General features: G+C 70.7%; 10 protein-coding genes and 1 pseudogene. 7 read left to right on the forward strand and 4 right to left on the reverse strand.

Translation table 11 applies throughout. From position 1 onward, the window contains the following. Positions 1–3 precede the first annotated feature (3 nt). Positions 4–516 (reverse strand): hypothetical protein, encoded by a 513-nt coding sequence (locus AB0E78_RS19660; protein WP_361834632.1) that lies wholly within the window; start codon positions 514–516, stop codon positions 4–6. Positions 517–717: 201 nt separating this feature from the next. On the opposite strand from AB0E78_RS19660, the gene AB0E78_RS19665 reads away from it, so the two are divergent. The 5 genes from AB0E78_RS19665 (at position 718) to AB0E78_RS19685 (ending at position 5961) form a co-directional block, all read left to right on the forward strand. After that, positions 718–1227 carry a hypothetical protein gene (locus AB0E78_RS19665; protein WP_361833909.1) on the forward strand — a complete coding sequence of 170 codons (510 nt, stop codon included), beginning with the start codon at positions 718–720 and terminating at the stop codon, positions 1225–1227. Then, positions 1202–2482 carry an ABC transporter substrate-binding protein gene (locus AB0E78_RS19670; RefSeq protein ID WP_361833911.1) on the forward strand — a complete coding sequence of 427 codons (1281 nt, stop codon included), beginning with the start codon at positions 1202–1204 and terminating at the stop codon, positions 2480–2482. The genes AB0E78_RS19665 and AB0E78_RS19670 overlap by 26 nt, the downstream gene beginning before the upstream one ends. Positions 2483–2646: 164 nt before the next feature. Continuing rightward, a complete protein-coding gene (locus AB0E78_RS19675) occupies positions 2647–3927 on the forward strand; it encodes a glycosyltransferase family 4 protein (RefSeq protein WP_361833913.1) in 1281 nt (426 codons plus the stop codon). Further along, positions 3924–4799, forward strand: coding sequence for a hypothetical protein (locus AB0E78_RS19680; protein WP_361833914.1), 876 nt, complete (start codon positions 3924–3926; stop codon positions 4797–4799). The genes AB0E78_RS19675 and AB0E78_RS19680 overlap by 4 nt, the downstream gene beginning before the upstream one ends. Before the next feature lie 91 nt (positions 4800–4890). Then, a complete protein-coding gene (locus tag AB0E78_RS19685) occupies positions 4891–5961 on the forward strand; it encodes a YafY family protein (protein WP_361833916.1) in 1071 nt (356 codons plus the stop codon). On the opposite strand, the pseudogene ctaD reads toward AB0E78_RS19685, so the two are convergent. Further along, a pseudogene (ctaD, locus tag AB0E78_RS19690) lies at positions 5897–7534 on the reverse strand (cytochrome c oxidase subunit I); the annotation flags it as partial. The gene AB0E78_RS19685 and the pseudogene ctaD overlap by 65 nt on opposite strands. 416 nt (positions 7535–7950) lie before the next feature. Between ctaD and AB0E78_RS19695 the strand changes: the two are divergent. Continuing rightward, a complete protein-coding gene (locus AB0E78_RS19695; protein WP_361833918.1) occupies positions 7951–8166 on the forward strand; it encodes an I78 family peptidase inhibitor in 216 nt (71 codons plus the stop codon). A gap of 140 nt (positions 8167–8306) precedes the next feature. Here the strand turns inward: AB0E78_RS19695 and AB0E78_RS19700 are convergent, their stop codons facing one another. Both AB0E78_RS19700 and AB0E78_RS19705 read right to left on the reverse strand, forming a co-directional pair. Next, positions 8307–9320 carry a phosphatase PAP2 family protein gene (locus AB0E78_RS19700; RefSeq protein ID WP_361833919.1) on the reverse strand — a complete coding sequence of 338 codons (1014 nt, stop codon included), beginning with the start codon at positions 9318–9320 and terminating at the stop codon, positions 8307–8309. A gap of 236 nt (positions 9321–9556) precedes the next feature. Next, positions 9557–10717: a glycosyltransferase family 39 protein gene (locus AB0E78_RS19705; protein ID WP_361833921.1), complete on the reverse strand. Its 1161-nt coding sequence runs from the start codon at positions 10715–10717 to the stop codon at positions 9557–9559. 230 nt (positions 10718–10947) lie between these two features. Between AB0E78_RS19705 and AB0E78_RS19710 the strand changes: the two genes are divergently transcribed. Beyond that, on the forward strand, positions 10948–12579 hold the full coding sequence (locus AB0E78_RS19710; RefSeq protein ID WP_361833922.1) for an MFS transporter: 1632 nt from the start codon (positions 10948–10950) through the stop codon (positions 12577–12579). Positions 12580–12668: the final 89 nt, after the last annotated feature.

The following is a 12668-nucleotide window of genomic DNA, read 5'->3' on the forward strand; positions in this document are numbered from 1 at the left end:
GGGTCATCGCTCCGGTGACGGGGTGAGGGGGGTCTCCTGCGGTTCGCAGATGGGGCACGGGCTCAGATCGCCGGTCGCGAGGATGTGGGCGTCCGCGGGGACCGCCTCCGGTTTGCCCGCCACCAGGGGGCAGTCGGCCCGGTGCCAGAGCGTCCCGCCGGGGATCATCAGGAGGTCGCCGCTGGTCGCCACCGGGGCCGGGCGCTCCGTCGTGGCGGGAGCCGTGCCCGCCGCCACCAGGAGTTCGTACAACTCCTCGACGCGCGCCGTGGCCAGGGTGCTCCTGCCGTGGGTGAGGAGCACCGCACCGGCGATGATCAGGGCCGCGCCCGGCACCGTGCACGACGCGAGATACGGGAGCTGACGTTCGGCGAAGCGTTCGCCCGAGATGCCGTACCAGCCGATCACGCAGAGGACCGCACCGGCGGCGAGGGCGGCGAAGGCCGTCCAGAGGACGGGGCGCACGGCACGGAGCCCGGCCGAACGAGCTGTCTGATCCGGTTGAGCCGCCCGCATCTGCGCCCCCTGGGACACGTTCGTAGCGTCGGTGGGCTGTCCATGTCAGCCGATGGATTGCACTATGCCTTCTGCAAGCTGACCCTGAAAGCTCCGGGCCGCGATGGCCCGGACCGATACCCGGTGGTGAGCCAGATGGTTCTCTGGACCAGCCCCAAGCGGGGGAGCGATCTCAGGCGGGGAAGGGTGCGGAGCGCGGCGTTGGCGGCTGCCGCGGTCCTGCTGGTCGCCCCGGCCGCCGTGGCATGCGGTGACGACAGCGGCGGGGGCGGCGACAGCGATCCGCCCAAGCCGTCCGCGGAGAAGTCGACCCAGGACACCCCTTCCGATGCTCCGTCGGAGGATGCGCCCGCCGATCCGGCGGCTGCCGAGAAGCAGGTCAAGGAGAACTTCGAGAAGTTCTTCGATCCCGCCGTCCCCGTGAAGGACAAGGAGGCCGTCCTGGAGGACGGGGCGAAGATGCGGGGCGTCCTGGAGAGCTTCAGCGGCGACAAGCGCGGCAGGCAGGTCAGCGCCGACGTCACCAAGGTCGAGTTCAGCTCGGCGACCGAGGCGGACGTGACGTACGCCCTGACCCTGAAGGGTGCCACCGCGCTGCCCGACGCCTCGGGCACCTCCGTCAACCAGGACGACACCTGGAAGGTGTCCGTCAAGACGCTCTGTGCCCTGGTGAAGCTGAGCGGCAATGAGTCGCCCGGTCCGGGCTGCTGAGGCACTGGCCGCAGCCGCGCTGCTGGTGGCGGTGGCGGGGTGTGGCAGCCGGCTCCCCGAGAGCGACTTCGAGAACAGGAGCACGGCGCCCGCCCCGTCGCGGGCGCCGGTCCGGGTCGGCGTCATCACGAGTGCGACGAGCCCGGTCGGCGGCTCCGCGTTCACCGGGCCGCGGGACGGGGCCAAGGCGTACTTCGAGCGGCTGAACGCGCGGGGCGGGATCGACGGGCGCAAGGTCGAGGTGCGTACGTGTGACGACGGCGGCAGCGGCGTCGGCAACAACGAGTGCGTGCACAAGCTGGTCGAGGAGGAGCGCGTGGTCGCGCTCGTCGCGACCTCCTCCCTCGACTACGCCGGGGCCTCCCGGGTCTCGGACGCCCGCGTGCCCGACGTCGGGGGCCAGCCGATCGGTTCCGCGTACGACACCTATCCGCACCTGTACGGGATCTACGGCAGCCTCGCCCCGCGGAACGGGAAGCCCGGCTGGGGCGGCAAACTGATCGGCGGGACCGAGGTCTACCGCTACTTCAAGCGGGAGCAGGGGGCACGGACCGCCGCCGTCGTCTCCTACAACCAGGCCGCGTCCGCCGCGTACGCCCGTCTCGTCACCCGGGGCCTGAAGGCCGAGGGCTACAAGGTGATCACCGAGCAGGTCGACTTCGCGCTGCCCAACTTCCGCGCGGCGGCGGCCGACCTGAAGGAGCAGGGCGCCGACCTGGTCTTCGACGCGATGGACACCCACGGCAACGCCCAGCTCTGCGAGGCGATGGACGACGTGGGCGCGCGGGTCACCGCCAAGGTCACCAACGTCCAGAACTGGACGTCCACCGTGTCCGAGGACTACAAGGACGCGCCGCGCTGCCGCAACGCCCTGTGGGCCACCGGCGCGAGCCGCAACTACGAGGACACGGACCAGCCCGCCGTACGTGAGTTCCGTGCCGCCATGAAGGGCCACAAGGAGCTCTCCCAGTGGCAGCTGGAGGGCTGGGCCGCCGCCATGTGGTTCACGGACGCGGCGAAGTCCTGCCGGGGTGACGTCACGCGCGCATGTGTCGACCGCTTCATGAACCGCGACGCGTCCTACACGGCACGTGGACTGCTGCTCCCGGTGACGTACGAGAAGCGGGCCGAGCCGCCCGGGGCCCGTAGGGCCTGTGTGTCGGTGGCCCGCTGGAAGGACAGTGAGGGCTGGGTCACACAGGGAGACATGAGCGACAACTGCTTCACGGTGCCGCAGCTCTCCTACCAGCCATGATGCATGTACCTAGCAGGAAAGTTCCCGAAACCGGGTACCGATAGCACAACTGTTCAGGAACAAGATGATGATGAAACCCAACCCTCTGTCCGTAATCCCCGTCTAACCCTGCGGTAGGCGGACGAGAGGGACTGTCCGCGGGGAAGCGTGGAATACGGGGACGCATGCACATCTCTTTCCTTATTCACAACGCGTACGGAATCGGCGGGACGATCCGGACGACGTACAACTTGGCGAACACCCTCGCCGAGCAGCACGACGTCGAGATCGTCTCCGTCTTCCGGCACCGCGACGAGCCCGTGTTCTCGCCCGACTCCCGCGTCCGGCTCAGTCACCTCGTCGACATGCGCAAGGAAAGCCCCGGCTACGAGGGTGAGGCCGCCGAAGCCCTGCGGCCCGCCCGGACGTTCCCCAGCGCGGAAGGCCGCTACGACCAGTACAGCGCCCTCACCGACCGGCGCATCGCCGAGCACCTCTCCTCGGTCAGCGCCGATGTGGTGGTCGGCACGCGGCCCGGCCTGAACGTGCACCTCGCCCGCGAGACCGCGCGCGGCCCGCTGCGCGTCGGCCAGGAGCACCTCACCCTGGACAGCCACTCCAAGGAACTGCGCCGCCAGCTCCGCAGCGTCTACCCCCGCCTCGACGTCCTGACCACGACGACCGAGGCCGACGCCCGCGCCTACCGCCGCAAGATGCGCCTGCCCGGCGTCCACGTCCAGGCCGTGCCCAACCCCGTGCCCGCGCCCGGCATCGAGCCCGCCGACGGCTCCCAGAAGTGGGTCGTCGCGGCCGGGCGGCTCGCCCCCGTCAAGCGCTACGACCTGCTGATACGGGCCTTCGACCAGGTGCGCGCCGAGCGCCCCGACTGGCGCCTGCGGATCTACGGCGGCGGCAAGCAGAAGGACAAGCTGCGCGCCCTGATCGACGAACTCGGCCTCTACAACCACGTCTTCCTGATGGGACCCGCCCACCCCATCGAGCCCGAGTGGGCCAAGGGCTCCATCGCGGCCGTCACCTCCAGTCTCGAGTCCTTCGGCATGACCATCGTCGAGGCGATGCGCTGCGGCCTGCCCGTCGTCGCCACCGACTGCCCGCACGGGCCCGGCGAGATCATCGACAACGGCGTCGACGGACGCCTCGTCGAGGTCGGCAACCCCGACGCGATCGCGGGCGGACTGCTCGAACTGATCAACAACGACGGGTTGCGTCGGCAGATGGCGGACGCCGCCCTGGAGGACTCCGAGCGCTTCGACCCGGCCCGCATCGCCGAGCGCTACGACGCGATGTTCACCGGGATGCTGGACCGCGGCAGCTCCTTCGGCGGCCGGATGCGCGGCTCACTGCACCGCACCCGGGGCGCGCTCCTGAACGGCGCGTACGCGGTGCGGGACATCGGACACGGGGTACCGACCAGCGGCATACAGACGAAGGGATCCACCGCATGACGGCCTTGGCCACCTCGGACGCCTCATCGCCCTGCGGCACCGGTGCCGATCAGGACGTCGCGACGGCACCACGCGCCGACTGCATAGCCGACTCCGCCGGAGGCCTCACCTTCGATGTCACCGACCCCGGTGGCAAGGGCGCGGCCTACCTGCTGCTGCGCCGCCGCGACGCGGCCTCCACCGACGAGGACGTGCGGCTCCCGCTGTCCCCGGCGGCCGACGGCAGGCTGCGGGCCGCGCTGCCCAGCAGCGTCGAGCTGGCCGAGGGACGCTGGAACGCCTACGCGGAGGTCGGGGGCGGCACCCCCCGCCGCCTCGCGCCCGGCGTCAACGACCTGCGCTCGCTGGTCGACCGTGCCCCCAGCGGCGCCCGCGGCCACATCGCCGTCCGCATTCCGTACGCGACCAAGCAGGGCAACCTCTCCGTACGCAGCTGGCTGCGCGCCCCGCACGCGGAGGTCGGCGAGCTGCGGATCGCCGGGACCGCGGTCACCGCGCAGGGCCGCGTGTACGGCACCGCGCTGACCGGCGCCGCATACGCCGAGGCGTCCCGCCGCGCCGAGCCCGACCGGATCGAGCGCTCCGAACTGGACGCCGACGGCGTGGAGTTCAGCTTCGGCCTGCACTGCGACGTGCTCGCGGCCGGCGGCCCGGGGCCCTGGGACCTCTGGCTGCGCCCGGCGGGGGAGAGCGGGCCGCGGATCCGGCTCGCCCGGATCCTGGACGACGTCCCGGACAAGAAGCAGATCTTCACCTACCCGGCGGTCCGGCTCGACACCGCGGCGCACGGCTCGCTGGAGGCCGGGGCGTACTACACGAACGACAACGACCTCTCGGTACGCATCCGCGAGGCGGAGCCGGCCGAGGACTGACGCACGTCGAGGACTGACACATAGGGAGCCCAGGGAGAGCTGACGTCATCGCGGACCGTGGCTGTCCGCGACGCCGGGCACAATCAGCCCCATGTTGGAGACCTCCGCACGTCTGCTCCGCCTGCTCTCGCTGCTCCAGGCCCACCGCGACTGGTCGGGCGCGGACCTGGCCGACCGGCTGGGCGTCACCCCGCGCACCGTGCGCCGTGACGTGGACCGGCTCCGCGAGCTCGGCTACCCCGTCAACGCGAGCCCCGGCACGGGCGGCGGCTACCAGCTGGGCGCGGGCGCGGAGCTGCCGCCGCTGCTCCTGGACGACGACGAGGCGGTCGCCGTGGCCGTCGGCCTGCGCACCGCCGCCGGACAGGGCATCGAGGGCATCGGCGAGACCTCCGTACGCGCCCTGACCAAGCTGGAGCAGGTCCTGCCGAACAGGCTGCGGCGCAGGGTGGGAGCCCTGACGGCGTTCACCGTGCCGATGCTCAGGACCCCGCGGCAGCAGGCCGTCGACCCCTCGGTCCTGACCGAACTCGCCCATGCCTGCCGGGACGCGGAGCGGCTGCGCTTCGACTACCGCGACCACGGCGGCAGTTCGACCCGCCGCACCGTCGAACCGCACCGCATCGTCTGCACCGAGCGCCGCTGGTACCTGGTCGCCTGGGACGTCGACCGCGACGACTGGCGCACGTTCCGCGTGGACCGCATCGCCCCGAGGCCGCCGCACGGCCCGCGCTTCGAGCCGCGCACCCCGCCCGCCGACGACCTCGCCGCGTACGTCTCCAAGGGCGTCTCCACGCGCGCGTACGCCGCCCAGGCGGTGCTCAGGCTCCTGGTGCCCCTGGAAGAGGCGGCCCAGCGGATCACCCCGTCGGACGGCACGCTGGAGGCCGAGACCGAGCGCAGCTGTCTGCTCCGCACGGGCGCCCTGAGCCTGGACGTCATGGTGATCCACGTGCTCCTGATGGGCTTCGAGTTCGAGGTCGTCGAGCCGGCGGACTTCACCGAACGGATCGGCGAGGCGCGGGACCTGCTCAGCCGGGCCCTGGACCGGGGTGTTCGGTCTGCGGATCCGGATGCTGTTCCTCCGGTGGCTGGAACGCCGCGTACTCGGGATGGTGCAGATCGAACGCCGGGGACTCGGAGCGGATCCGGGGCAGCGTGACGAAGTTGTGGCGCGGCGCCGGGCAGGCCGTGGCCCACTCCAGGGAACGGCCGAAGCCCCAGGGGTCGTCGACGTCGACCTTCTTGCCGTACTTGGCGGTCCTCCAGACGTTGTAGAGGAACGGCAGAGTGGACATGCCGAGCAGGAACGCCCCGATGGACGAGATGGTGTTGAGCGCCGTGAAGCCGTCCGCCGCCAGGTAGTCCGCGTACCGCCGTGGCATGCCCTCCGCGCCCAGCCAGTGCTGGACGAGGAACGTCACGTGGAAGCCGACGAAGAGCGTCCAGAAGTGGATCTTGCCGAGCGTCTCGTCGAGCATCTTCCCGGTGAGTTTGGGCCACCAGAAGTAGAAGCCGCCGAAGGTCGCGAAGACGACGGTGCCGAACACGACGTAGTGGAAGTGCGCCACGACGAAGTACGAGTCGGTGACGTGGAAGTCGAGGGGCGGCGAGGCCAGGATGACGCCGGTGAGCCCGCCGAAGAGGAAGCTCACCAGGAAGCCGATGGCCCACAGCATCGGTGTCTCGAAGGACAGCGAGCCCTTGAGCATCGTTCCCGTCCAGTTGAAGAACTTCACGCCCGTGGGGATCGCGATGAGGAAGGACATGAAGGAGAAGAAGGGCAGAAGCACCGCGCCCGTCGCGAACATGTGGTGCGCCCACACGACGACGGAGAGCCCGGTGATGGCCATCGTCGCGCCGATCAGGGGCAGATAGCCGAAGATCGGCTTCCTGCTGAACACCGGGATGATCTCGGAGATGATCCCGAAGAACGGCAGCGCGATGATGTAGACCTCGGGATGCCCGAAGAACCAGAAGAGGTGCTGCCACAGCAGCGCACCGCCGTTCTCCGGGGCGAACACCATGGAGCCGAAGCGCCGGTCCGCCTCCAGGACGAGCAGCGCGGCCGCGAGCACGGGGAACGCGAGGAGCACCAGGATCGAGGTGAACAGCACGTTCCAGGTGAAGACGGGCATCCGGAACATCGTCATGCCCGGCGCCCGCATCCCGATGACGGTCGTCAGGAAGTTCACCGAGCCGAGGATCGTGCCGAACCCGGAGAGCGCGAGCCCCATGATCCACAGGTCGGCGCCGATCCCCGGCGACCGCTCCATGCTGTTGAGCGGCGCGTAGGCGAACCAGCCGAAGTTGGCGGGGCCGCCGGGCACCAGGAACGAGCCGAGCACCATCAGGCCGCCGAAGAGGAACAGCCAGTACGACAGCATGTTGAGCCGCGGGAAGGCCACGTCCGGGGCGCCGATCTGCAGCGGCATGATCTCGTTGGCGAAGCCCGCGAAGGTCGGCGTCGCGAAGAGCAGCAGCATGATCGTGCCGTGCATGGTGAACATCTGGTTGAACTCGTTGTTCGACATGAGCTGCAGCCCGGGACGGGCGAGCTCGGCGCGCATCATCAGGGCAAGCAGGCCCGCGATGAGGAAGAACACGAACGACGTGATCAGGTACAGGTGACCGATCTTCTTGTGGTCGGTGGTGGTCAGCCAGTCCACGAGGACCCGGCCCGGACTCTTCTGCCGGACCGGCGGTGCTGCCGCGGTTGCGGTCTCAGTCCCCATCGCTCGCCCCTTCGCCGTTGCGCCACTGGCCCTGCACGAAGCACCCGCCATGATGCTCGCGTCCCACCCGGATCCGACAGGGGGCGTACCGGCCCGCTGTGCTGGAACCCTGAATTCCCTATGCGTCGTCACCTCTCGCCGAGCGCCCCGGATTCGGAAATGGGGAGGGTGTGTAAAGGCAACTCCGTGCTCTGTCCGGCGCGCTATTTCGGTGGTATCGGAGCGCTCTCGGGGAGCTCGCGGGAAATCCAGGAATGGCGTCGCAACAACTGCGGAACCGCCCGTACGTGTGACGGAGTTAAGGCGAAACGGGCGTCGTGATCCTGTGACAAAAGCGTGACCGGAGGGGGACCGGTGACGCATGGTGTCCGGCTACGGCCTTCCCCGGCCCGGCCGGGCCGCCTACCGTGGCGGGCATGGCACCTATACCGACCCCTCCCGCCGAACCCCAGGACAGCTTCGACGCCTACGTCGGCCTCGCGGCCGAGGGCGCCGAGCGGCAGGCCCGCGAGCGCGGCTGGTCCACCGTCAGGTCGCTGCCGCCGGGCGCGATCATCACCATGGAGTACCTCGCGGGGCGGCTCAACTTCGAGGTCAAGGAAGGCGTCGTGATCCGCTGCTGGAAGGGCTGACGACTCCGGCCGGCCCCGGCGGCGTATGACCACGGCGCGGCGGCCACGGCACGGCGAAAGGCCCCGGTTCCTGGACGGAACCGGGGCCTTCGCGATGCGGGGGATGGGTTGTGCGTACCGACCCCCGCTGTCTTGGGGTGCTAGCCGCCCGCCACCGGGCGGGGCGACGTGGCGGCGCGTGAGGCCCGCTCGGAGTGCGGCGGGCGGCGGCTGCCCGCCGGGGTGACCGGGCTGCGCTCGGAGCGCGGCGTGTGCGGTCCCGGCGCGAGGTAGGCCGGGGCGCGGGCCGGGCGGGCGGCGCCGACCGGCTCGCGGAGCGGAGGCTCGCCGGCCGGGGCGGTCGCGGGCTGCGGCACCCTCGCGGGCGCCGGGGCGACCGGGGCCGTGAGACCGGCGCGGCGGGCGCGCCACAGGTCCCGCACGCTGAAGATCCAGCCCTCGACCCGGGTGAGCAGCGGCTCCACCCAGGGCAGCGCGAGCAGGACGAGCAGACCCGCGGCCCAGCCGAGGAGGACGTCGCTCAGCCAGTGCGTGCCGAGGTACACCGTGGTCAGGCCGACGCTGAGGGAGACCACGGCGGAGAGCGCCGAGAGGTAGCGGCGGGTGCGCGGAGTGGAGGCCATGTAGGCCAGGATTCCCCAGGTCACGACGGCGTTGGCGGTGTGACCGGAGGGAAATATATCGCCGCCGAGCCACATCTCGTTGGCGCCGATCGTGGTGGCGTAGTGCGGGCCGAGGCGGCCCATGCCGAGCTTGGCGGCGCCGACCGTGACGTTGAGCAGCAGCAGGGCGGCGCCGAACGTCAGGAGCGGGCGGATGGTGTGCTGGCGCCAGGAGCGCCAGCCCAGCCAGGCCGCGACCATCACGGCGGTCGGGCCGCGCTGGCCGAGGACCACCCAGTAGTCGAGGAAGGCGTGGATCTCGGGCCACTGCTGGTAGGGCCGGAAGAACATGACCTGCCAGTCGAACCGCACCAGCCACGACGTGGTCAGCACGGCGACCACGATGGCGAGGTAGAAGGCCAGGGTCGCGCTGAAGAGCACGATCCTGTGTCTGCTCATCCTCGGCAGATCGAGGCCGGCCGGTCGTTCCGGCTCCCGGTCGAGACGGGCGAAGACCCGGTCCAGACGGGTGAGGTTTCGTTCGGTACGCACCCAATCGACGTTACAGCGAGTGAGTGAGGGACTAGGCCGAATCAGTGGCTTTGTGATGACGATGTGATGTGGCATTGATCTCAGGCGGAAGTTTATTCCTGAGGTTTCCCTATTCCGGGACGAGGCCATTACCGAATTCGTTGATCATTTGCGGGACCGTTTTATGGCCCTTATTAATTCGTTCACCGGGGGCTGGTGCGGAATTTCCCGTACGCTCACCGGGCCCCCGGAAATGATCATGGCGGACCCGAGCCGTTCAGCCAGAACGCCCCGTACACCGCGCTCGCCACGGCCACACCCCCCAGGACCAGCGCCGACCTGGGCGTACGCAGCCGGGCGAGCGCCACCGCGAGCGGCAGGAGCAAGGGGAAGGCGGGCAGCAGGAGGCGCGGCTTCGAGCCGAAATAGCCCGCGGCGCACAGGGCGAGCGCCACGACGATCCCGCAGTAGACGAGGAGCGGCAGCGGCTGCTGCCTCCGTACGCCGATGACGTACAGCCAGACCACCAGGGCGACCCCGATGATCAGGCCGGCTCCCGCGAGGGCCCCGGGGAAGCCGGTGAACTTGTCGCCGACGAAGCGGGCGAAGGCGTAGCCGAAGTCGAAGCCGTTGCCCCAGCCCGCCTGGACGTCGAGATAGCCGAGGAGGCCGTCGCCGGTGCGGTGGCCGACCCACAGGACATAGCCCGCGGCGCCGAGCGGCGCGAGGACCACCCCGAGGATCATGCGCGGATCGGGCCTGCGCTCCCGGTAGAGGCGGACGGCCGCCGTCACCCAGATCGCGGCGACGACCGCGGCACCGACCGGCCGGGTCAGGCCCGCGCAGGAGGCGAGCACGCCCGCCCACACCCAGCGGCCGGTGAGCACCGCGTACAGCGACCAGGCCGCGAGCGCGGTGAAGAGGGACTCGCTGTACGCCATCGACTGCACGATCCCCACGGGGAGGACCGCCCACAGCGCGATCGCGCAGACACCGGCCCGGCGTCCGTAGAGGTGATCGGCGATCGCGAAGATCCCCGCGGCGGCGCAGAGCGAGGCGAGCCAGCTCACCACCAGGCCTGCATCGGCGTACGACAAGGGGCTGACCGCCGAGACGAGACGTTCCAGCCAGGGCAGCAGCGGGAAGAACGCGAGGTTCGAGTGGACGCTGCCGTCCGGGAGCGTCACCTCCCAGCCGTAGCCGTGCTCGGCGACGCGGGTGTACCAGAGGGAGTCCCAGCGGGCGGTGAGGAGCGTGTGCGGGCTCTTGCCCGCCGCCGCGCTCCACACCGCGAGGACCACGACCCCCAGGGCGCGCACCCCCGCATAGGCGAGGAGTGCGGGCGCCGCACGGCGCAGCGCGGCGCTCGCACGGGCGCCGTACGACGGCGGGGGCAGGCGTTGGTCCAGGTCGGTCACGGGCTCGATTATCGGCGCAGGCGGGAACCGGCCGCCCGCCCGGGTGCGTGGTCCAGGGGTGTGCCGCGTGGCGTACGCCACACCCTCCGCGCGCAACCGTGAGAGGTCCACCACGCGACACTGCCGTGAACTCGCGTACTCTGACGGCTCACTCGCCTTTCGTTGCCGCCAGCTGGGAGATCACGTCCCGCGGGGCCGCCGATGCGAGGGATCACTGGGAGGTATCGCACATGTCGGGTTCAACCACGGCCACCGCTCCTTCCGGCCGTCGGGTACCCGGGTCGCAGGGTGGCGCCAACCGCTGGCTGGTGCTCGTCGTTCTCTGCGTGAGCCTGCTGCTCGTCGCCGTCGACGCCACCGTTCTGCACGTCGCCGTGCCCGCCGTCACCGAGGACCTGAAGCCCGGTGGCATCGAGCTGCTGTGGATCGTGGACATCTATCCACTGATCTGCGCCTCGCTGCTCATCCTCTTCGGCACCCTCGGTGACCGGGTGGGCCGCAGACGCGTGCTGCTCCTCGGCTATGCCCTCTTCGGTGTGGCATCGGCCGTGGCCGCCATGGCGGACAACGCCCAGATCCTGATCGCGGCCCGCGCCCTGCTCGGCGTCGGCGGCGCGATGATCATGCCCGCGACGCTCTCGATCCTCCGCCAGGTCTTCCCCGACCGGCGTGAGCGCGCCGTCGCCATCGGTGTGTGGAGCGCGGTGGCCGGAATCGGCGCCGCGGGTGGGCCGCTGCTCGGCGGGTTCCTCCTGGAGCACTTCTGGTGGGGCTCGGTCTTCCTCATAAACATCCCGCTGATGCTGGTCAGCCTGCCCATCGGGCGTCTGTTGCTTCCCGAGTCGACGGGCGACCGCGACGGGCCGTGGGACGTGGTCGGCGCGCTGATGGCCGCGGGCGGTCTCTTCGGCCTCGTGTTCGCGGTGAAACGGGCGGGCGGCGGCGAGTCGCCGTTCGGCATGACGACCCTCCTCTCGTTCTTCCTGGGCGCGGCCCTCCTGGTCGGCTTCGTCCGCAGACAGCGGCGGCGCGAGCACCCGCTCATCGACCTGTCGATGTTCGCGCGGCCCGCGTTCAGCACCTCGCTGGGCTGCATCGTGCTCGCGATGCTCGCCCTGGTCGGCCTGGAACTGGTCGCCGCGCAGTATCTGCAGCTGGTGCTCGGCCTCTCCCCGTTGGAGACCGGCATGCGGCTCGTGCCGCTCACCGTCGCCGCGATGGCCGCGGGCCTGGCCGGATCGAAGCTCCTGCACCGCTTCGGCCCGCGCGCGATGGTCGCCTCCGGCTTCACCCTCACGGCGGTGGCCGTGGTGATCCTCACCGGCATGGGCGACCAGCTGAACGACCCGCTGATGATGACCAGCTTCGTGCTCCTTGGCCTCGGCCTGCAGACCACGCTCTTCGGGTCCTACGAGTCGATGCTCAGTGAGGCACCCCAGGCGCAGGCGGGCGGCGCCGCCGCGATCGGCGAGACCTCCTACCAGCTGGGTGCCGGTATCGGCATCGCGCTGCTCGGCAGCGTCATGAACGCGGCGTACGCGCCGGGCCTCTCCTCCGTGCAGGGCGTGCCCGCCAAGGAGAGCGCCGCAGCGAGCCACTCGCTCGGCGAGGCGTACGAAGTCGCTTCGGGGCTCGGCGGCGGGGCGGGCGAGGCTCTGCGCAACGCCGCCCGCGAGTCCTTCGTGCACGGACTGCATGTGACGTTGCTGGTCAGTGCGGGGCTGCTGCTGCTCGGCGCGCTGATGGCGCTGAAGCTGCCGCGGACCATGGAGTGCGGGACGCCTGCGGCGCTGCCCGAGCGCGAGCCGGGGGTACCGGCACCCCGGGGCGAGGCGGGAGTCCCTGCGGAGTCCATCCGCTGAGCCGCACCCCGGCGCGACAGCCGGGGCGGGCCGCTCTGGACGTGCGGGATGCTGCGTCGTAACGTCAGCCGAGCCGTAGCTAACTACCA

Origin of the sequence: Streptomyces sp. NPDC032198 (assembly GCF_040636975.1) — a bacterium.
Lineage (GTDB): Bacteria > Actinomycetota > Actinomycetes > Streptomycetales > Streptomycetaceae > Streptomyces.